Genomic DNA, 21,413 nt, shown 5'->3' on the forward strand with positions numbered 1-21,413 from the left:
CCGTTTATGAAATGGTTTCTTGGAGAGAGTGCAGAAAAGCAGGGGTAATTAACCCCTGCTTTTCTTGTTAATTATTAAGAAAAAAAATATATTATTGTGTTATTCTGTAAATAATAAATAACAGAGATTGGTGGACTGAATTTACTATGGCAGAGATATGTTTGTTAGATATCGAATTCGAAGATTATTTGGATGGAGTTACTGAAATCTCATATGAAAGTGGATACTCTTTGTTGGGATATGAAACAGTGATTTGGAGACCTAGCACTCTCTTTTCACGTTATTATGATAATGATGATGATGAACTTCAATATCATAATGGATATCCTATTCTTGATGTTTTTGCGTCTACAAAACTACAGCAAGATATTGAAAGAAGAAAAAGAGAAATGTTAGCATTGCTAGACAAAGGAAAAAATATTTTTATAATTGCACCCATACCAAATAGTTGTTATATTCGTCGTTTTGCAGATGAACTATATGAATTAAAAGTATTGGATGCTTTACCAATAGGGGTAGAACTTGAGCATACGGAAGGCTACAATTTTGAATTTAAAGGGGATGAGGTATTTAAACCTTTTGTTGAACTTAATAAGAATTATATGAAATATTACGCTAACATTCGTTTACCTGAAGGCAGACCTTTTTTATACATAAAAGACACTGATGCAGTCGTAGGTACATATACAAATTATTTAAATGGAAAAATTGTTTTTATCCCAAATATAATAGATGCGTACGGAAGAATGCATGATCATGACAGGAATTATGCTGAAAGTCTATTTATCAATTCGATTTATCGGATCAATGAAGATCTTACTAAGGATATTGAAGTTGATGAGCTCCCAGACTGGAGTCGAAATTACATTTTGCCAAATGAACGTGATGAATACGCCAGGCTCTTCGAAATTCAAAAGCAAATAGAATTATTAAATGCTCAGAATGATGAACAAGTCAAATTAATCAAAGCGCTTGAAAAATATAAAGTATTATTTACTGGTACAGGAAAACCCCTTGAACAAATAGTGAAACAATTGTTAATTGAACTCGGTTTTGAAGTGACTGAAGGCTTGCCTGGTAGAGATGATTTAATTTTAAAATATAACGATAAAGTTGCAGTCGTAGAAGTGAAAGGGGTAGGTAAGAGTTCAGCTGAAAAGCATGCAGCGCAGTTAGAAAAGTGGGTAAGCGGATATATAGAAAAGTTTGGGATTATACCCAAAGGGGTTCTTATTGTAAATTCTTTCTGCAAGCAACCTTTACTTGAAAGAACAGAGGATACATTCCCTAATCAAATGCTAGTTTATTCTGAACGAAGAGAACATGCTTTGATAAACACACTACAATTATTAGGAGCTTACATTGATGTACAGAAAAATCCGGATAATAGAGAGCAATTAATCGAAAGGATATTTGCAACAAATGGAAAGTTCGAATTGTACACAGACTGGAAAGAATTTATAGAACTAAGGGACGAAAATAACGGGCTTTAAATTGGTGTTAATCCTGGTGCTAAACGAGAAAATACATGTAGTAGTACAAAAAACGCAAAAGGAACAAAAAGCTGATAAACATTGTACTGACTCCTATTTCAAGGGAAGAAAGGGGATCATAACACACAGTCAAGGATAGGATTATATTACCATTGAAAGGGAACGAACATCATAGCAAATTTCTGTTGACGCATCGTGAGCGCGAAGTATTCGAGCTTCTAGTGCAGGACAAAACTACACGGGATATTGCAGGACTGTTATTCATTAGCGAAAAAACTGTCCGCAATCACATCTCCAAGGAGATGTGGTTTGAAATGCACTTGAAGTAGATCTGGACAGTCAAAAGTTCTACAACGCTAAGAAACCAGCGAATCACGCCCACATCAGCGTTTTCCTGCTTTAATTATTTTCGTTATAGATAAGTGAGGATTTTGGGCAAACAGGCGAAAAATAGACTTGCGTAAATAAGCGGCAACGCTGGCCTCTGAGACCACGGTATGGGAGGGCGTTCGCAGATAGCTGAAAAACAGCCCCGAGGTTCGGCCTGAAAACTGCAAGTCGACGAGTTGCAGAAGTCCCATCGCAATGCACTGGCACGTCACGAATCCCTCGATGGCCTGGATCGTTTTCTGGATGCGCTGCCGGTCGTGCTCGTTTGTTACGGTTTCAAGGGGATGTACTTCCTCTTTTCTCAAAAACCGGTTCAGTTTTGGCATGGACTTGCTCCAAAAACGGTAGCCGAAGGCGTGGGTGACCTGTTTCATTTCTTGAAACGTGCACTCGATCTTGAAGCGATAACTGTACAATCGGATGATGTCGGTGGCTGCCAGACTCAAATCCGTACTGACCAAAATGGAGCAGCATCCCTCATGCACCACCAGCACAAAGCGCAACTCCTGATACAAGCCCTGGCCCCAAAGCAGATCCAGGCACAGGAATTGAATCGTCTCTTCTTTGCCGTACAGCGCAAGGGTTGTGGTTTGAAAATCGGCAGCGCGAGTCGCGAACAGCTCCTTCAGTTTGACCGCCTGGCCTCTTTTCGGCGGTTGGCCCAGTCCTGGCTTCTTCGCAGGGGGACGTTCGTAGGCGACCACGTTCGATTTGGCTTTGGTCACCAGGTGCATGCGGGTTTCGGAAGCGAGGTGGCACGCATTCAGCCGCTCCAAGGCCGGAACCGACAAGAAGTATCGATTCAAAAGCAGCAGCGCTTGACCGAAACTTTTCGCGACCTCGAAGCCCTGCTCAATCATCTGAACGACATTGGAAGGCGTCTGCGATTCGCTTGCAGACTTCTTCCAGCCCAGAACGGTTTGGACACCGTCTTGTAGATTCATGAACAAGGGCAAGCAGAACCACTTCCGGGAATCGCCAGCCAGAATGCCGATGGCGCCGAATAAATGACCAAAGATATACTCACCTTTGGCGACATTTTCGGATTCCTGATGAAGCTTCTTGACCCCCGGCATTCGGCGACCTTCCTTGGCTTGTTTCATGCCATCGCCGACGAGGACCACACGATTCTAAATCACCAGCAAAGGCGCATACTGGCGCACCACTTGAATCCACCTCTGCCGCATCGATGAGGTGGACCAAGCAGAAGAACGGAAGAAGTGAATCAGTGTCTCGTAACAGCGGCCATTCAGCGAGAGATCCCGAATGACCGAAGTTACGCCCAGATGGTCGGAGCGCAGCATAAAACCCACAACGATAACGACAAACCACTCGAACGTCGCTTGTCTGGAAAAACAGGAACGGAAAGGCTGTAAAAGGTTGTTCATATATTTGAGCATAGGTATGTTCAATCGCCTGCAAATAGGGTAAACTGCTTGTTGTAACCCATTTGGCGATTATTCCTTTCGTGTGAGAACTAAAGGATACCATAATTCGCTCAATTGGGTTATTTTTCTTTGCGTCAATTTTTCGACAAGAACTTTTCACTGTCCAGAAACATATAGGATCGATTAAAAATAACAATATACAAAGTGATGATCAATTGAAATACATTCAAAAGCAGATTGAATCAAATCGAAAGATGATTATTTTCCATCTGTTATGGTAAATAATCATACAAAATATTGACTTATGACGAGGTGACGATCGAATTGACAGTTGAAACTGAAAATACCGTAGAACAATATTTGAATCATAAATTAGATATATATTGCGCTGAAAATAATGAAACTATTTCAAAAGAAGATAGAAGTGCATTTTTAGAATGTATTTTAAAGAGAGAACCAAGAAATCTAGGCGGATTAACCGCATTAAGAGGTTTTATCTATCAATATTATGTTACAGCATACTATGTTGTTGAAATGATTCACTCTAAGGAAGCATGGTGGAATGAAGTCATTTTTGAATTATTAGATGATATAACCTTATTTAGCAGTTCAAAAATAAGGTTTGTTCAAGTAAAAACAGTAAAACAAATGGGGGAAGATAATCATCTAACTCCATATGATTTATATAACAGAAAAGGCGGATTAAGTTGGTTACATACTTTGTTTTCGAATTTTTCTGATTTTGAAGTTAGACTTAAAGATTTAAACAAACTAAATGTAGTCCCAGAGTTTGATTTTCAATTTGAAATTGCAACAAATGCACAATATGATAACACAGTGTTGAAGGCTTATTCAAAAAATGAAAAGTTTAATTTATCGGAAGAAGAACTTCATAAAGATGATTCATTTAAAGAAAAACTAAACGAACCATTGAAAAAAAGAAAAAAGATTGAAGACAAGGATGTTGAATATCAGGTTGACTTTGAAGAATTAGTTGGTAAAAATGTGGAATGGTGCATGAAACGGTTTTGTATTAAACATTTTGGAAGCTTTGAAGAGTTACATAGACAAATAGTTGGTAAATTATCAGATATTATTGATACTAAAAATAAAGTGATTCAAGAAGCAGTTGCAGAATATATATTTGATCAGTTAATTCTGGAAGTAATAATGAGAACACATCGAGATGATTTAACAGAAGATAAGAAAAATAGTTTAGTATTCACTCGTGAAGAAATGAGTGATTTGATAAAACATTGGGAACAAGAGTCAAGATATTCAATACATCAAGCAATAAATAGTGAGGTTCTAAAAGAGGAGTTTAATCTACAGTTTAATCAATTAAGACAAGAAATAAAAAATGATTGGACTCAGCCTCAATTAAGGAAAGAACTAATCGAGACAACGTATTGGTTAGAAGAGCAACTTCATGAACAGTATCGGGAGAAAAAAGATATCTATGTATATGAAAGATTTTTAAATCGATTATTTTTTATGAGAAATTCAGAAATTCATATACGCAACAATAATCCTAGGGACTCAGTTTATCTATTAGAATCTTTAAAACATATCAATTTCTGTTTAACATTATATAACCAGAAAAACACACCTTTAAATAACGGGAAATTATTATTTAAACAGGGGAAAAACAAAGATTCGGATTGGACTACATTTGCCTTTTATAACTCTAGACATCAAGGTGACTTTAATAAGATGATTAGATTTTTAGTTGGAACTATTGAGAGTTGTTCATATTCTCAAAGTATTAAAAATGAGTATATTTGTTTTATTAGCCATTCTAAATATGATATTGCAAATCGATATAAATTTACTAACTCATCAGTAATTGATTCTAGTGATGAAAGTAACTCCAGTATAACTGACATTTCAAAACCAGTTATATTTCAGCGTATTGCTACCCTAGAAGAATTATCATCATCTATTTGTGATCAACAAAGTGAAATTGAATCTTTCAATAATGATCTTATACTAAATGCCTGGAATCAATCTCTTAAAGAACAATGCGAATAAGGAGAACAATAATGAATATTAATGCTGTAAGATCAAGATTAGAGGAAAAGAATTTTCATTATTATGAATTAAGTGAGAATATATTCAATAAATTATCCGCGAATAATTTAGAAGTATGGTCTAATGATAATAGAGTTATGGTTTTAAAGGAATATACCAGTTACCATCATTTATTAAATTGGAAGGAAGACCAATTACAAATTTCTTTTCTATATGATGAGCTAACGAGGAAGTATAAAAATAATCTATATTTTTTATTAGTTCTAAATTGGTCAATTGAAAATTTCTCAGAATTGGTTATTGAAACAACTATAATTGAAAAAGATCAGAGACTATCTAGGAAATATACAATTTATGATGAAACAGATATAGAAAGAGTTCCTTTTTTACAAACGAATAACTTAAAAGAATCTATATCATTTGCCTATGAAAGTGAATTCAGAAAAAAAATTATCATTGATACTCAAGACGATTCGATAAACCAATATTTATCAAAAGTAATTAATTATTATTTTAAGAATTCTAATAGTCTTGAAATAGTAGATGGCAATGAGGAAGAAATTTCCGAGAAAATAAAAGAAAATATTGAAGTTAGTATTAATTCTCTTGACCAAGGAGTCCAAAATGAAGATTAAAAGATTAATAATTGAGAATTTCAGAGTTTTTAATGGTATATACAATTTTGATTTCAGTGATAAGAAAATGGTTTTGTTTTGTGGTCCAAATGGAAATGGGAAAACTTCAATCTTTGATTCAATTCAATGGTGCCTTACTGGTAAAATACCACGATTCTACTCTTCTAAAGAAAGGATGCTATTTAATTATTTAATTAACGAGAAAGCTAACTTAGCTTCTCAATTATTTATGAGTGTTGAAATTCATTTTGAGACAAGTAATAAAGAAATAATAACTATTTCCAGAAGTTTATCGAGATATACAGAAAATAGTGCCCTGGTTCATAAAATAATTATAAATGGAATGACTTGGTCCTCATTAAAAGAGGGCGAAGAGATGATTGAAAAATTAATATCAAAAACGATGGTATCAAAAGAGGAAAATAAAGAAACAGCTGATGTAAATATATCTAACTTTTTTTCGAATACTCAGATTTTATCTCAAGATTCACTACAAGATTTTATTCATTCTAATAAACCAAATGAGAGATTCAGATTATTGGAGAATGTGTTAGGACTTAAAAAGTTTGGTGTGAATTTTATCGAGTATCTAAACACTGTGAAAAAATTAACTAAAGAAGAACTTGATAAGCTAGAGAGTAAGAGAAAACCCTTAGAAAGAGAATATTTAGACATATTAACAAGACTTGATGAGAAAGAAAACTTATTATTAAGAACAGGTCAATTAAGCGAAGATACTTTATTAAAGAATATTAATGTCACTTCAGGTGAATTAGTTGCATTAGGCATTTTTCAAGAACCTTTACATTTCACTTCACTTAACGAGGACGTAAAAGATAAACTTCTTAATATAATTAATGAGGTTAAAAGTAAATTAGAGATTCTTGAAATTCAAGATCAAACATTAAAAGAAATTCAGATATCAAATATTTCAATACAAGACATAGAGAAAGAAATTAGTGAAAACAAAGAAACTTTTGAATTGAAAACAAAATTAAATATCAAAGCAATAAAATTATTAGATAATATTGATACAAAAATTTCTTCAATGGAAGTAATCAAAGAAAGAGGAAAAGATTATAATTCAGAAATGGAGAAAGTCTCCTCTTTTGAAGAATCCATTCAACAAGTAGAAAGTAAAATAAATAAACTACTTAGTGATCAACGAATAATTCAAGTGCTTGATGAATTCCATAATCAAAAAAACTTTACGGAATTTTTTGAGAATATTGAGAAGAAAAAAATTTTTTATGAGATAAGAATTGAAAAACTTGACAATGAGAGCAAAGTTAATGAACTAGTAAAGGGATTTGCTGTTTTAGAGAAGGATTTGCTTTACAATGAAGCAATAATTGAAAACAAAAGACATAATGTAGATAAAATAAATACAGAAATAGGAACGTATTCTAATGATCTGAATAAATATAAAGATTCCACTATTAATCAAATGATTCATGATGTTCAACACTTTTTAGTTAAAGAAAAAAGGAACAAATGTTCTATTTGCGGTTCTCATTTTAGTACAAGCCAAGAACTTCAAGACGAAATAAAAAAACAATGGGAACTATCAAGTGTCTTAATGACTGATTTGGAAAGGAAATTACAAGAATTAACAACAAATAAAACATTGAACCAAATTGAAATAGAACAAATATCAAATTCGATTACCAGTATTAAAGACAGTATGAAACAATTAGAAAATGAAAAAAATGATTTAGAATTTAAAATAGAAAAGCTATTTTTTTCTCTTGATGATGAATCTAAAAAGCAAATTGAAGAAATTAGTGAAATGAATTTGGAGAGTGAGTATTTTCAAGTTTCCCACTTTTTGAATGAAAATAAGATAATATATGAACTATTTAATTCTCTAGATTCACTCAAACAAGAAAAAGCTTTGATAAACCAACACCTAACCTTATCACAAGATTTTCTAAATAAATTAGTATCAATGTCAGGCTCACAAGCTAAATTTTTGATATCTGGTGCGGAAAATAAAATTCTTCGATTAAGCATATTAAGAACAAAAATATATGAGAAACTAAGTGAAATTAATAAAGAAATAGCTACCTCTCAAAATGTGTTGAAAGAAAAGGAAAAGCAGTTAATAGTGCAGAATAAAAATATTGATATTATAAAAAAATACAATCCTCAATACATAGATGAACCAAAATTCAGAGCGGAGTTATGGGAGTCAAATTTAAGTGTGAAAAAAAGATTAAATAATATCAGTAGATTAATTATAAAATCTCTAGAAGAAATCGAAAGTTATTTTTCGATTATACCCATTTTTGAATTGAGAAATAAAAAGGAATTTCTTGAATTATCAATAAAAGAAATTCAACAAAAAATCAATTTCCAAACCAAAGTTATAGAAGGACTAGAAGAACTGAAAACACAACACAGCAAGATACAAAGTAATTTGATGAGTGATTATTTAATTAATTATAGTGAATTAATTGACCATTTATTTATGCAGATATGTCCTCATGCTCTTTATCGTCATGTTCACCTGATACCGAAAAATGGAGATTTATTTATTGTTATGAAGGAGAAAAGTGCAAAAGATATTAGGCTATCTGGACTAGAAATAAATGAACTGAAAAGAGAATTTAATGCGAGTTTGAATTTCAGCTCTGCGCAGTCAAATGTGTTGGCCTTATGTATTTTTCTTGCTCTTAATTTGTCACAAGATTGGTCGAAACTAAAATTATTGGGGATAGATGATCCATTTCAAAATTTGGATGATATTAATGTTTATTCATTTATTGATGTATTAAACAGGATTGTCCTTGAAGAAGACAAACAAGTATTCATTAGTACCCATGATGAGAATTTTGCTAATCTAATGAAATTAAAAATGGGAATTGATGATAAAGAATTGGGGTATGTAAATTTTATTAGCTACAGTGATCAAGCAGTGCTTTTAGAAACTAATTGTGAGTAGTACTACATGTTTTCAAACCATATCTCCAACGTCATGCAAAAATTAAACGTAAAAGGCCGTTCGCAAGCGGTTGCCCTGGCTGATCAAGCTTGGGGAGCTGAAAATATAGCTGCCGTACTTCAGAGGTGACGCGTTTAAGCCTTCTCTTATCCTTCGGGGTGAGGGGAGGTTTTTTGTTGTTGCTATTCCCGGCGATCCAAATTCAAAAATATTAAGATTGGCTGCATTTTATAGATTGACGGATATTGGGAATGGTTGTATATTCGTATTAAAGTATAAACCTTTAAACTTTAAGGACGGTTTTGATGATTTCGATAAAGAGAAAACTCACATCTAATGTTCGATTTCCAGTTAGGACGCAGTTTCTGCGAGATGAGTTACACTTTTTTATTTTCTCTGAAAGTTAAATCGATTAAACTTTTAAATTTGGAGGCATAGATGCTTAGATGAACATTCATGATGTAGCCAAAAAGTCAGGGCTCTCTGTAGTGACCGTATCCAGAGTTCTAAACAATTCACCCTCTGTACGTGAGGGCAACCGCCAGAAAGTGCTGAGTGCTATTGAGGAGTTGAATTATCAGCCCAATTCAGCAGCGCGGAGTCTCGTTCGTGGCAAGACAGGAGTCATTGGGATGTCGATTACCAACTTTAACGACTCTTTCTATGACCGCGTGATCCGCGTGGTGAACCGGAAGCTGGCAGAGCAAGGGTACTTCCTGGCCTTGTCTATCGCTGAGAATGACGATGATGGGGTCAACTTCCTGTTCCAGAAGGACCGCGTGGACGGGATTATCCTGTTGTCTCCGCTGGAGGAGAAGGAATATGTGGAGGAGCTGAAGCGAAAGAACATTCCGGTGGTCCTGCTGGATAACCAGTACGAGCATGAAGATGTTCCAAGTGTGCTCGTTGATAACTATCAAGGAGGATATGAAGCTGCCGGGCACCTGATCAGCCTTGGACACACAAAGATCGCCTATATCGGCGGCCCGCCGGAGTTCCTCAGTGTAACGGAGCGCAAACGGGGGTATGTCCAGGCGTTGAATGAAGCGGGGTTAACGCCCTTCGGCACGGAATATTGCGGATTTACGGTAAGCAGCGGGTATGAGGTGGCCCAGAGATGGATTCGTGAAGATAAGCTGCCGACAGCCATTTTTTGCGGAGACGACTTTATTGCGCTTGGGGTTGTTCAAGCTCTGCGGGAGGAAGGGATTCGGGTGCCTCAGGATATCTCAGTGGTTGGCTTTGATGATCAGCAGTTTGTCGGTGAATTCTACCCGCGGCTCACGACAGTCAGGCAGCCCGAGGCGCAGATGGGCAATATCGGTGTTGACATCCTGCTGAAGCTGATCCATGGGGAGGTGATGCCGCCTGCGGTAACGAAGCTTGCGCCTCAGCTTCTCATTCGTGAATCTACCGCTTCTGTTCGATTAACTTGAAATTTAGGAGTGAACTATCTGTGAAGTATTTTTTGGGAGTGGATGCAGGGGGCAGTAAGACCTACGCAATGATTGCAGATGAACAGGGGAAGATTCTTGGTGCGGGCAAGGGCGGGAACGGGAATCATCAGCTGAACCGTGAGCAGGCGGAGAACAGCTTGAAGCAGGCTGTATCGGAAGCCATTATGGCCTCAGGGCTGACCAGGGATCAGCTGGATTACTCCTGGTTCGGCCTGGCGGGAGCAGACAGAGAAGCTGATTTTAGAATTTTGCGGCCCATCATCGGCAGCCTTGGCCTTCCCCGGACGGAGATTTCCTGCGATACCTGGAATGCGTTGCGGTCAGGTACAGAGAAGAACTATGGGATCGTGTTGATTTGCGGATCGGGCGTGAACTGCAGTGGACAAAATCCGGCTGGTGCTACCTACCAATGCGGCGGCTTCGGTTACCGGTTCGGGGATTTCGGCGGCGGCTATGATCTGAGTATGGAAGTGTTCCGCAGCGTCCTCAGGGCGGATGACGGAAGAGAAATGGAGACAGTGTTAAGCAAACGCTTAACTCAATTGCTGGGCTATACCACCGTTTCAGAGTTAAGAGAGGATTACCTCGATCATTTCAGAGACTTGCCTCCCCAAATTGCGGAGCTGTTGTTTCAGGCCGCAGAGGAAGGAGACCCGGTGGCCACCGGGCTGCTGGTCAAGCAAGGGGATGAGCTGGGTCTGGCTGCGGCTTCGGCAATCCGCCGGTTGGCCATGGAGGAGGACATCTTCGATATCGTGCTTGCAGGCAGCCTGCTGACCAAGGGAGACCGCTCGGGCATCATCCGGCGGGCCATTGAGCGAAGAGTGAAGCAGGCGGCTCCGAATGGCACATTAAGGATTCTAACCCGGGAGCCGGTTGTAGGGTCGGTCATTCTGGCGATGGAAAGCAGCGGTATGCATGTGAATCATGAGGTTCTTGATCATCTATCACAGGGTAAGGAGGAGCAATTATCATGGAGGAAACATTGAAGCTGGTTGTTATCGGAGCGGGGTCATCGTATACGCCTGAATTAATTGAAGGGATCATCCTGCATCATCAGGAGCTTCCTGTCCGCGAAATCTGGCTGGTGGATATTGAAGAGGGAAGAGAGAAGCTACATACGATTGCGGAGCTGAGCAAGCGCATGATTGCAGCGTCCGGACTGCCGATTACCGTAACCCAGACGCTTGAACGCCGGGAGGCCATTGCCGGAGCGGACTTCGTCTGCACGCAAATCCGGGTAGGGATGCTGGAAGCACGCAAATGGGACGAATTGATTCCGCTTGAGTACGGTGTCATCGGTCAGGAGACGACCGGTCCCGGAGGAATGATGAAGGGCCTGCGGACCATCCCGGTCATTCTGGATATTTGCAAGGATATCGAGGAGCTGGCTCCGGATGCCTGGCTGCTGAATTTCACGAATCCGGCCGGGATGGTGACTGAGGCTGTCCACAAATATTCATCGGTCAAAAGCGTAGGCCTGTGCAACTCACCGATCGGTTTCCAAAAGTGGCTCTCGGGGTTCTTCGGACTTCCTATGGAGAAAATCTATGCGGAGTTTGTCGGCATTAACCATCTGCACTGGGTATCCGATGTCGTGATTGACGGGAAGAGCAAGCTGCAAGAGCTTATTGATTACCCCGAGAGCTATAAGGCAAGTAATGTGCCGTTTGATGCCTGGGACCACCGGTTTCTGAACAGTTTGCAGGCCATTCCCTCTTACTACTTGAGCTATTACTATATGACAGACGAGATGCTGGCGGAACAGAAGGAAGCAGCAGCAACGACCGGATCACGCGCTGAAGTCGTGAAGAAGGTGGAGGAAGAGTTGTTCGAGCTGTACCGGAACATAGAGCTGAAGGAGAAGCCGAAGCAGCTGGAACAGCGCGGCGGAGCCTATTACTCGGAGGCGGCAGTGCTGCTGATGCGCTCCATTCATAATGATTCCCGCGATATCCAGACGCTGAATGTAAGGAATAACGGAATTATTGATTTCCTGCCGGACGATGCCTCGATTGAAGTGAACTGTATTGTCACCAAGCAGGGTCCGCTGCCGATTCCGCTGCGCAGAGTTCCCCAGTCCGTCAGAGGCCTGCTGGCTGCGGTCAAGCAATATGAGAGCCTCACCATCGAGGCGGCTGTTCACGGAGACCGGGATGTGGCTCTGCAGGCTATGGTCCATCATCCGCTCATGCCATCAGTCACCGTAGCTGAACAGCTGCTGGATGAAATGCTGGAGAAGAACAAACCGTTTTTACCGTTGTTTCACTAGAATCGTCCAGAGGAGGTAAAGCGGATGAACACGGCCGGAAAAGCGAGCAGGTGGAAGAGATTTACCAGTCAGTTGGATTTGCAGTCCATGGTTTGGCCGGGCATTATCTTTGTATTCATTTTTAGCTACATTCCGATGTATGGCGTGGTGATGGCGTTCCAGCAATACGATATTTTCGGCGGCATGATGAATAGCCCCTGGGTTGGTTTTATGCAATTCAGAATGTTCTTCGAGGCGCCGGAGTTCTGGAATGTGATGCGAAACACCCTTGTGATTAGCCTGCTTAAATTGATTATTTCTTTTCCTGCCCCGATACTGCTTGCGCTGATGCTGAATGAAGTCGGGCATATGGGCTTCAAACGCGTGATCCAGACCGTCAGCTATTTACCTTATTTCCTGTCCTGGGTTATTGTATCCGGTTTCGTATTTTCGCTGCTATCCGTAGATAACGGAACGGTGAACTACGTGCTGGAGCGGTTCAATCTGGCCGGGGAGCCCATTAACTTCCTGGCGGTACCCAAGTATTTCTGGTCCATTCTGGTAAGTGTGAATGTGTGGAAGGAAGTCGGGTTTGGAAGCATCGTCTATCTGGCTGCGATTGCCGGCATTGATCCGACCCTGTATGAGGCTGCATCCATAGACGGAGCAAGCCGGTTTAAGCAAATTCACCTGATTACACTCCCCAGCATTACCCCCATTATCGTCATCTTTATGATTCTTGCCATCGGCGGTCTGCTCAGTGCGGGCTTCGAGGATATTCTGCTGCTGGCAACCAATCCAATCCTGCGACCCTACTCCGATGTTATCGACACCTATGTGTACCGCGTCGGGATATTAAATGCCAGATTCTCTTATGCGACAGCGGTAGGGCTGTTCAAAGCGGTGATCAGTGTCATTCTGCTGGTGACAGCCAACACAATCGCCCGCCGGGCAGATGTTAGTCTCTGGTAGGTACTACTATAGCGAATGCTTCCGGGTGCAAGTTTTATTGCGATGTATCGACTGTAAGTAATGCTCCATAAACCTTTTAGGAGGGGTGAACATTGAGACTAAGCCTGGGCGATAAAGTGATGCAGCGGACTATTTATATCCTTTTGACACTGCTGGCGCTACTCATGCTGTACCCGTTTTGGAATGCGCTCGTCATTTCCTTTAATCTGGGGAGCGATACGGCGCTCGGCGGTGTAACCCTGTTGCCAAGAGCATTTACCCTGGAAAATTATTATATTGTGTTTCAGGATGACCGCCTGTTGAATTCGTTTCTGATCACTATTCTTAGAACGCTAAGCGGCACGGCATTATCCGTCTTCTTCACGGCCCTGTTAGCCTACGGCATGTCCAAGAAGACCTTGCTTTTCCGCAAACCATATATGGTGTTCTTCATGATTACAATGTTCTTCAGCGGAGGGCTCATCCCCAGTTACTTACTCATTCGCTCTTTGGGCCTGCTGGACACCTTTTGGGTTCTGATTATTCCCGGCATCATCAGCGTCTGGAACATGATTGTCATCCGCACCTTCTTCAGCGCTTTACCTGAGGGACTGGAGGAATCCGCCAAAATCGATGGCAGCAGCAACTACGGTATTTTCTTCCGGATCGTGATTCCCGTCTCCGGCCCGGTGCTGGCCACGATATCTTTATTCACCGCAGTAAGTTACTGGAACGACTGGTTTACGGGAGCGATCTATATTACCAAGGATCACTTGCTTCCTATACAGACGCTGCTGCGGCAGGTGATGAACTCCAACATTATAACCCAGATTGGCTCCTCGAATGCGATCGCGCTGGATCATATGAACCGGAACCGGACGATTACCACGAAGTCACTGACTATGGCTACGATGATGATCGCTACCATTCCGATTATCCTGACCTACCCTTTTCTCCAGAAGTACTTTGTTAAGGGTGTAATGGTCGGTTCATTGAAAGAATAGCACTCCCCATCTTACGTAGAAAGAAGGAAAAAGAATGCGCAAACGCCTAAAATGGGTAGCTCTTTTGCTGACTTCGCTGGTGCTTCTGCTTGCTGCTTGCAGCGGAGGGGGAAATTCTGACACTTCGCAGAACAATCTGAATTCTGGGGCCGCCACAGATGACGGCAGCGGGATCAAGCCTGTCACCTTCAGCTTCTATGGCAACTACGACTGGCTTACGACCTCACCTTGGGGGGAGAACGAGGCGACCAAGTGGATTCAGGAGAACCGCAAGGTTACGGTTGAACCGATACAATCCGGAGGAGCAGCCGGAGAAAAGCTCAACACGATGATCGTCGGCGGTGATTTGCCGGATGTTATTTTTACGGACCGGGGGTCCTCAGTAGAACGGCTGGTGCAGGCAGGGCAGCTCGTTGCACTGGATGAATATTATGAGAAATATCCGAACTTCAAGAAATATGTGAAGGAATCGACCCTGAATCTGCTCCGTTCAGATGACGGGCAAATCTATCAAATTCCGAACTGGTATACCTCCGGGCAATTCGGAAACGGCGGGTGGATGGTGAATAAGGATATTTATAACGCACTCGGCAGACCGGTGCTGGAGACCTTTGATGACTTATATCAGTATTTGCTCATGGTGCAAGACAAGTACCCGGATGTAGTCCCTCTGGAGGTTGGGGAGAAGGGGGCAGGTCTGGAAATTATGTATGGCGGTTTCAGGGAGAACTCCACCAGCAAGTTCGTTACACTCATGGGGCATCCGCAAGGCGACAAGCTGACATCTATCCTGGACGATCCCGCTTACGAGGAGATGGTGCTGTACATCAATAAGCTGTACCGCGAGCGGCTGATTACACAGGACGCGCTGCAGCAGACCCAGGATGCGGTCAAGGAAAAGGTCAATACCGGCCGGGTAGCGGTCATGGTCGAATCCAATATCACTACGTATGGAGCCGAGGGACACCGGGCATTGACGGCGAACAATCCGGACAGCGGTTATGAAATTATCTGGCCTGTCCACAAAGCAGGAATAGACAAGACCAAAGTATTTGTAAGCGGCTTTGAGACGCTGGGCTGGAACGTCAGTGTCATTACCAAACAAGCCAAGGACCCGGAGGCTATCTTCGCTTACTTTGACTGGATTACGGGTCCAGAGGGACAAAAGGTGCTGTTCTTCGGCCCTAAGGGCTTATACTGGGATGAAGAGGACGCAGATGGAGCGCCTATTCCGAATGAGAAATACAAGACCACCCCTGCTAACGAGCGTACGGATACGATGAGAAAATTCGAGGACTTTAACTGGGCGGGAAATACGACCTTCATTGATACGGCGAAAATGAGCCTCGAGGCGCTGCTCTCGGCGAACCAGAAATCATGGGAGACCGTGGCGCAGTCTACGGTGACCTGGAAAACCGCGCTCGACATTACGGAATTCGTAAATACCGACCCGCTTCCCGATACGGAGACCGGCATCATCGCACAGAATGTCGCGGATATCTATACCCTTGCTTACGCGCAGATGGTTCAGGCGAAGTCGGATGAAGAGGTGCTGGCGGCACTGGAGACGGCTAAGAAGAACACCGCAAAGGCAGGGCTGGATAAGCTGCTTGAGTTCAGAACTGAAAAATGGCAGGAAAATGTTAAGAAAATCAACGCTACGAAATAACTCTTGTTAGAAGTTCAATAAGACTATGATGTGGAGGCGAGATTATGACATTTGCACGGAGATCGGGGTTCAAGGCAGTGCTGGGTATCGTGTTGGTTTCTTCGGTAGCGGGTGGTTCCCTTCCCCTTCCGGCCCAGGCCGAGGACCAGAGCAATCCCCCTTTCGAGACGGAAGTGATTGTACGGACCGTGAACCAGTTCAAGAACATGGCGGATGTGCAGAATTTCATCGGGCTGTCCACAAGCTACGGGGTCGATGTCATCAGCATGAACGTGAAGCAGGATGAAGATGATGAGGTTCCGTCCGGCAGTGTATTTTATCAGAGTAATATCGCGCCCATTGCCCAGGGCTACCAGAATTTCGATGCCCTGCAGGCTGTCATTACGGCAGCCCATGCTGCAGGCATCAAGGTTCATGCCTGGATTCCCCAGTTCCATGACCAGCAGGCCTTCCTGGCTCACGATGAATGGCAGATGCAGGCGCTGGTGGACGGGGTTCAGACTCCGTTTACAGGCTCTAACGGCAACGAATATTTCGTCAATCCAATTCATCATGAAGTGCAGCAGTATGAGCGTTCCATCATTCAGGAAGTGATTGAGAATTATGATGTGGACGGGGTTGTGTTGGACTGGATCCGCTTCGACAATTACAACATGGACGTTAGTGATTACACGGTTGCGAAGTATCAGGCGGAGTTCGGGTATTCGCCGCTCAGCATTGACTTTGATACGGATTCGCCGCAGCGTCAGCAGTGGAACGAATGGAGAACGGAACAAATTGGACAGTATGTAGGCGATATCCGTGAGGATATTGCTGCATCCCCGAATCCGGATGTGCAGCTTGGTGTGTATATTTTGCCGCCGGAATTTACAGAGGTTGGACAGAATGTAGCCAAGTTCAAGGACGAGATCGACTTTGTCGCACCAATGGCGTACTTCGATGACTGGGAGTTCAACAGTGATTGGGTATACAGCACTTCCTACGGCATCCTGAAGGATACGAGCGACCGGATCAGCGGCAGTGCTGCGGACATCGTAGCCACCTTGGATAATGACTGGACCGATGATCAATATCAGGAGGTCTACAAAGGCATCCGCGAGAATTATCCGGACGTGAAGCGCCTGGCGTTCTTTGCCTACGGGGCCTGGCCGGAAGATGAGCTGGCGAACATCCATGAACGTGAGACCTGGCCGACACCAGGCTGGACGGCTCCGGTAGAGCAAGACTATCCGGCCCAGCTGCCCGCTGTGTGGAAGGCGCGGAATATCGGTTCCATGCCGGGGAACGCCACCTACAATGCTTCCAATAAGCAATTTACACTCAGCAGCAGCTCGACGGATATTTGGGGGAATGCGGATCAGCTGAATTATATATACCAGCCCGTGAGCGGCAATGCGGAGATTGTTGTTAAGGTGCAGTCCACCAGCTGGCTGGACGGCTGGGCCAAGGCTGGCATTATGATCCGGGAGTCCCTGGTCCATAATTCGAAGCACGCGGATATGATGCTTACCCCCGGGAATGGGGCGACCTTCCAGTATCGTGCTGAAACCGCAGGCGATATGACCGACCATACGGCGGCCGCCTCGGCTCCGAAATGGCTGAAGCTGACCAGAACCGGAAATACGTTCAAAGGGTCGATTTCGGCAAGCGGGAGCAGCTGGCAGACGGTCGGAACGGTTCAGATCCCCATGAAACGTAAGGTGTATATCAGCATAGCGCTCAGCAATCCGGGGAATGATTCGCGGGGCAAGGCCGTGTTTGGAAATGTGAAGGTTACGGACTAAGCCTAAGCATAAGAGCCGCAGAACCAATATGAGCTATATAGTGAGGCCGAAGGAGGCGTGAATATGACTATGCCGCTACGGGAACGGCAGTATTACTTCCGGGACTACTACGATCAGGGTGAGGAGCTGGTGCTGGAAGGGCAGCAGCTGAGAATCGGGCTGACTTCAAAGTTCTCGATGATCGAGAAGTGGGAGTGGCCGCTTGCTGCGGATGGCCAGATTGTAATTATTGAACCGCTACAAGAAGGAGAGGCACCCGCACCGGGCAATGCCACGCTGGAGCTTGAATATGAGGGATCGCTTAAGGCGGATGGCTACCGGCTGGACATCCGTAAGGACGGAAAAATTACAATTGCAGCCTCCAATAAGCGGGGACTAAGGTATGGGATGGATGCTCTGCACCGGCTGCTGCGCGTAGATGAAGGGAAGTGCCGGTTGCCCGTGGCTACCCTTCACGATGAGCCTTCTTTTCCGGTCCGCGGCATTATTGAGGGCTTCTATGGCACGCCGTGGAGCTTTGATGACCGGATGGATGCTGTGCGCTATATGGCGGCTCACCGCATGAACGCCTTCATGCATGCTCCCAAGGATGATCCCTATCACCGTGAGCTGTGGCGTGAGCCTTATCCTGAGGCTATGTTTGCCCAGATACGTGAGCTGAAGCAGGAATGTGACGTCCAACTGGTAGACTTCTATTATTGCATTAGTCCGGGGAACGATCTGCAGTTTCGCAGTGAAGATGATTTTGCCAGTCTGGAAGCGAAGCTGAGAGCGATGATCGCCATCGGTGTCCGGCATTTCGCTCTGCTCATGGACGACATCGACTACGCATTGTCTGGGGAGAACCTCCATTACCTGGAGCGCTCCGGACTGGCGCACGCCTATGTGGCCAACCGTGTCTATGACTATTTGAGCCGTCAGTTGCAGAAGGTTACTCTGGTGATGTGCCCCTCTGAGTACTGGTCCTCCTGGGATACCGAATATAAGCGGGATATCCGCGAGAAGCTGCATACGGACATCAAGGTATTCTGGACCGGCTCTGCCGTCTTTGCCCGGCAAGTCGGAAGCAGGGATGCACGGAATAATTACAGCTATTACGGACATGAGCTGTGGCTGTGGGACAACATACCCGTCAATGATGCCGACTACGACCGGCTGTTTCTGGACCCGGTTCGCGGACGTTATTCGCAGCTTGATCAGACCGGACACCAGGCAGTGGTAGCGAATCCGATGGTTCAATGGGAATGCTCCAAGATTACACTGAACACAATGGCCCACTACATGTGGAACAGTGAGCGTTATATGCCGGAGCTTTCCTGGGAGCTGTCGGTCCGGGAGTTCGCCGGAGAGCTGGCAGACGATATGATGTTCTTCTGCAGCCAGAATCTAAATAGCCAGCTCTATAGCGGTGGATATGAGGAACTGAAAGAGGCCTTGCAGAGCAAGGATATCCCGAGGCTTGATTTGTATTTCGACCGCCTGGAGAGCGTCTCCTACCGGTTACTTGAAATGGAGAATTCCAAGTTTAAGGAAGAGGCAGGGCCCTGGCTGCAAAGAGCGCTGGCGGATGTAGAGCTGTGGAGAGCCTTGCGGCAGAAGGTTGCCGGCACGCCTCTGCCCGGAGCCGATGAAGAATTGCGCAAGCGGGCTGAAGCCTGTCAGGCCTTTGAGGTCCGGCTGGGAAGTGATCCCGCCTGGAAAGCCGCCGAAGCCTGGGGATTTGCTGTCAGGGAAGGAAAGGACGGATACCGGCTGACGGTGGATGCGGAGGCTGGAATATAATCGGCAGAGCACAGTGCCAAGCAGTAAAGTAATAAGCCAAGCGTAAACGTCTCCCCTGACTCATCATGCTTGGTGAAGCTGGAAATATAACGGCCGTGCTTCGGACGACACGTTTAAGCCTTCCCTTACCCTTCGGGGAAGGGGAGTTTTTTTGGTATTTGTATTTTTGTAATGTGAAAAGTGAATGAAATCACAATCTATTTTTGCCGGAGTGGTAAATTAAAGCTATCAAGTTAATCCGGGAGGATTTGTTATGAGCAGATATGAACAACAAAGAAATTTTCTGAAATCCAATTTTCATGAATTCAAACATATTAAAACAGACAAGATCAAAGGAATGGCCCAGTCGCCAATGGTTAAGCCGTTTGATCCGGAATCACTAATTATTGATCTGCCGAAGGTCAGCAGAGATGTAGTGAGTGAAGAGAATATCTTTGATTGTATCGGGCAAAGAAGAAGTACACGCTTCTATTCTGCCGACACTTTGAGTCTGGAGGAATTGTCCTATTTATTATGGGCTACCCAAGGGATTACCGGCATGAGCAAGAACGGGCTTACGCTGCGGACCGTGCCCTGCAGTGGGGCAACACACACCTTTGAAACCTATTTAATGATTATGCGGGTAGAGGGCATTCCTCAAGGGATCTACAGATACCTTCCGGTGGAGCATAAGCTCTTGTTCATGTTTGAATTAGATCAGCTGGAACAGAAGATTGATGCGATCACTTTGGATCAGCCCTTTGTCCCTAACTTTGCCCGCAAAGCTTCCGTGCTGTTTGCCTGGAGTACCACACCCTACCGCTCCGAATGGAAATATGATATTTCCGCCCACAAAAAAATCCTCATCGATATAGGACATGTCTGCCAGAACCTGTATTTAGCCAGTGAATCCATCGGTGCAGGCGCCTGCGCCATTGGCATCTATGATCAGAAGCTGATTGATGAGGTATTGGAGTTAGACGGTGATGAGGAGTTTGTTATCTATCTTGGCGCAGTGGGGAAGAAACGGGAATAGCTGCCTTGGCGAATTGAAAGTATAGCTGCCGTCTTCTGGGGCGATGCGTTAAACCTTCCTTTACCCTTTGGGGTGAGGGAAGGTTTTTTTCAAAATGAATATAAGCCATTTATTAAGTGATATTGGAGCTGATAAACTATGCCGGATATTAAAAAACCGGATTGGATCACCGCCAAAGTAAATGATTTTACAGTTAATGATCTGAAGTTAATTACGGATTTCAGATATTGGGTTGAAGTGGATACGGTGCAGCTGTTTGATGAATACAATATTCCCATGCTGCTGATCAACTTTATTTTATTGTCTAAAGGGGATAAACGAACATATAAGGTCACCATTCATTTCAAAAAAGTAGGGAGTCTTCAACTAGCTGCTGGAGGAGCAGTAATCCAATTAAGCTTGTTTGAGATTTTGAATATTTCGGATAGGGGCTGGGAATCGGTTAAATATCTTGTCAGGGATTTTGAGAATGAGGACCGGTTTAACTTCTATTGTAATGACATTGAAGTCATTGCTATTGAGGAAATCGATTGGATTATCGGCTAGATGTTATCATAAAGGCAATCTGGGTAATGCATATATGTTAATCACACCCTACTTGCATTAATGTTGTACATAT

17 protein-coding genes and 1 pseudogene are annotated in these 21,413 nt (G+C 43.4%); 16 read left to right on the forward strand and 2 right to left on the reverse strand.

All coding sequences use genetic code 11. The features are described 5' to 3' along the window. Positions 1 to 161: 161 nt before the first annotated feature. Positions 162 to 1,493, forward strand: a complete 1,332-nt coding sequence (locus tag MKZ24_RS11040; RefSeq protein WP_340782896.1) for a hypothetical protein — start codon at positions 162 to 164, stop codon at positions 1,491 to 1,493. 152 nt (positions 1,494 to 1,645) lie between these two features. Then, entirely contained in the window at positions 1,646 to 1,822 is a 177-nt protein-coding gene (locus tag MKZ24_RS11045) for a helix-turn-helix transcriptional regulator (RefSeq protein WP_340782899.1), read from the forward strand. A gap of 54 nt (positions 1,823 to 1,876) precedes the next feature. On the opposite strand, the gene MKZ24_RS11050 is transcribed toward MKZ24_RS11045, so the two are convergent. Both MKZ24_RS11050 and MKZ24_RS11055 read right to left on the reverse strand, forming a co-directional pair. Continuing rightward, entirely contained in the window at positions 1,877 to 2,959 is a 1,083-nt protein-coding gene (locus MKZ24_RS11050; RefSeq protein ID WP_340782901.1) for a hypothetical protein, read from the reverse strand. Between the two features lie 54 nt (positions 2,960 to 3,013). Further along, entirely contained in the window at positions 3,014 to 3,295 is a 282-nt protein-coding gene (locus MKZ24_RS11055; RefSeq protein ID WP_340782902.1) for a hypothetical protein, read from the reverse strand. Positions 3,296 to 3,595: 300 nt separating this feature from the next. On the opposite strand from MKZ24_RS11055, the gene MKZ24_RS11060 reads away from it, so the two are divergent. The 14 genes and pseudogenes from MKZ24_RS11060 (at position 3,596) to MKZ24_RS11125 (ending at position 21,340) form a co-directional block, all read left to right on the forward strand. Beyond that, positions 3,596 to 5,302, forward strand: a complete 1,707-nt coding sequence (locus tag MKZ24_RS11060) for a dsDNA nuclease domain-containing protein (protein ID WP_340782904.1) — start codon at positions 3,596 to 3,598, stop codon at positions 5,300 to 5,302. An 11-nt stretch (positions 5,303 to 5,313) separates the two neighbouring features. Continuing rightward, positions 5,314 to 5,937 carry an ABC-three component system middle component 1 gene (locus MKZ24_RS11065; RefSeq protein WP_340782906.1) on the forward strand — a complete coding sequence of 208 codons (624 nt, stop codon included), beginning with the start codon at positions 5,314 to 5,316 and terminating at the stop codon, positions 5,935 to 5,937. After that, on the forward strand, positions 5,927 to 8,881 hold the full coding sequence (locus MKZ24_RS11070; RefSeq protein WP_340782908.1) for an SMC family ATPase: 2,955 nt from the start codon (positions 5,927 to 5,929) through the stop codon (positions 8,879 to 8,881). Before MKZ24_RS11065 ends, MKZ24_RS11070 begins: the two co-directional genes overlap by 11 nt. Before the next feature lie 15 nt (positions 8,882 to 8,896). Next, positions 8,897 to 8,990 (forward strand): annotated as a pseudogene (locus MKZ24_RS11075) (LuxR C-terminal-related transcriptional regulator); the annotation flags it as partial. Between the two features lie 337 nt (positions 8,991 to 9,327). After that, on the forward strand, positions 9,328 to 10,317 hold the full coding sequence (locus MKZ24_RS11080; protein WP_042239170.1) for a LacI family DNA-binding transcriptional regulator: 990 nt from the start codon (positions 9,328 to 9,330) through the stop codon (positions 10,315 to 10,317). Positions 10,318 to 10,337: 20 nt separating this feature from the next. Further along, the gene (locus MKZ24_RS11085) at positions 10,338 to 11,327 is read left to right on the forward strand and encodes an N-acetylglucosamine kinase (protein ID WP_042239167.1); all 990 of its coding nucleotides are present in this window, start codon (positions 10,338 to 10,340) and stop codon (positions 11,325 to 11,327) included. Then, positions 11,312 to 12,610, forward strand: a complete 1,299-nt coding sequence (locus MKZ24_RS11090) for a 6-phospho-beta-glucosidase (protein WP_340782911.1) — start codon at positions 11,312 to 11,314, stop codon at positions 12,608 to 12,610. Before MKZ24_RS11085 ends, MKZ24_RS11090 begins: the two co-directional genes overlap by 16 nt. Before the next feature lie 24 nt (positions 12,611 to 12,634). After that, entirely contained in the window at positions 12,635 to 13,561 is a 927-nt protein-coding gene (locus MKZ24_RS11095; protein ID WP_042239162.1) for an ABC transporter permease, read from the forward strand. Between the two features lie 119 nt (positions 13,562 to 13,680). Continuing rightward, the gene (locus MKZ24_RS11100; protein ID WP_340790135.1) at positions 13,681 to 14,544 is read left to right on the forward strand and encodes a carbohydrate ABC transporter permease; all 864 of its coding nucleotides are present in this window, start codon (positions 13,681 to 13,683) and stop codon (positions 14,542 to 14,544) included. A gap of 34 nt (positions 14,545 to 14,578) precedes the next feature. Beyond that, complete coding sequence (locus MKZ24_RS11105) at positions 14,579 to 16,213, forward strand: extracellular solute-binding protein (RefSeq protein ID WP_042239159.1); 1,635 nt, start codon at positions 14,579 to 14,581, stop codon at positions 16,211 to 16,213. Positions 16,214 to 16,257: 44 nt separating this feature from the next. Next, complete coding sequence (locus MKZ24_RS11110; protein ID WP_340782915.1) at positions 16,258 to 17,997, forward strand: glycoside hydrolase family 10 protein; 1,740 nt, start codon at positions 16,258 to 16,260, stop codon at positions 17,995 to 17,997. Between the two features lie 63 nt (positions 17,998 to 18,060). Beyond that, positions 18,061 to 19,779 (forward strand): beta-N-acetylhexosaminidase family protein, encoded by a 1,719-nt coding sequence (locus MKZ24_RS11115; protein ID WP_340782918.1) that lies wholly within the window; start codon positions 18,061 to 18,063, stop codon positions 19,777 to 19,779. 253 nt (positions 19,780 to 20,032) lie between these two features. Next, the gene (locus tag MKZ24_RS11120) at positions 20,033 to 20,794 is read left to right on the forward strand and encodes a SagB/ThcOx family dehydrogenase (RefSeq protein WP_340782921.1); all 762 of its coding nucleotides are present in this window, start codon (positions 20,033 to 20,035) and stop codon (positions 20,792 to 20,794) included. A 138-nt stretch (positions 20,795 to 20,932) separates the two neighbouring features. After that, entirely contained in the window at positions 20,933 to 21,340 is a 408-nt protein-coding gene (locus tag MKZ24_RS11125; RefSeq protein ID WP_340782923.1) for a hypothetical protein, read from the forward strand. Positions 21,341 to 21,413 lie beyond the last annotated feature (73 nt).

The sequence above is a fragment of the Paenibacillus sp. FSL R7-0297 genome (assembly GCF_038009025.1).
Taxonomy (GTDB): Bacteria; Bacillota; Bacilli; order Paenibacillales; family Paenibacillaceae; genus Paenibacillus_AQ.

Coding starts and splice junctions, on each gene's coding strand:
- MKZ24_RS11125 (WP_340782923.1), top strand. CDS start 20,933: ATGCCGGATATTAAAAAACCGGATTGGATCACCGCCAAAGTAAATGAT.
- MKZ24_RS11095 (WP_042239162.1), top strand. CDS start 12,635: ATGAACACGGCCGGAAAAGCGAGCAGGTGGAAGAGATTTACCAGTCAG.
- MKZ24_RS11120 (WP_340782921.1), top strand. CDS start 20,033: ATGAGCAGATATGAACAACAAAGAAATTTTCTGAAATCCAATTTTCAT.
- MKZ24_RS11050 (WP_340782901.1), bottom strand. CDS start 2,959: ATGCCGGGGGTCAAGAAGCTTCATCAGGAATCCGAAAATGTCGCCAAA.
- MKZ24_RS11105 (WP_042239159.1), top strand. CDS start 14,579: ATGCGCAAACGCCTAAAATGGGTAGCTCTTTTGCTGACTTCGCTGGTG.
- MKZ24_RS11070 (WP_340782908.1), top strand. CDS start 5,927: ATGAAGATTAAAAGATTAATAATTGAGAATTTCAGAGTTTTTAATGGT.
- MKZ24_RS11100 (WP_340790135.1), top strand. CDS start 13,681: ATGCAGCGGACTATTTATATCCTTTTGACACTGCTGGCGCTACTCATG.
- MKZ24_RS11080 (WP_042239170.1), top strand. CDS start 9,328: ATGAACATTCATGATGTAGCCAAAAAGTCAGGGCTCTCTGTAGTGACC.
- MKZ24_RS11110 (WP_340782915.1), top strand. CDS start 16,258: ATGACATTTGCACGGAGATCGGGGTTCAAGGCAGTGCTGGGTATCGTG.
- MKZ24_RS11090 (WP_340782911.1), top strand. CDS start 11,312: ATGGAGGAAACATTGAAGCTGGTTGTTATCGGAGCGGGGTCATCGTAT.
- MKZ24_RS11115 (WP_340782918.1), top strand. CDS start 18,061: ATGACTATGCCGCTACGGGAACGGCAGTATTACTTCCGGGACTACTAC.
- MKZ24_RS11065 (WP_340782906.1), top strand. CDS start 5,314: ATGAATATTAATGCTGTAAGATCAAGATTAGAGGAAAAGAATTTTCAT.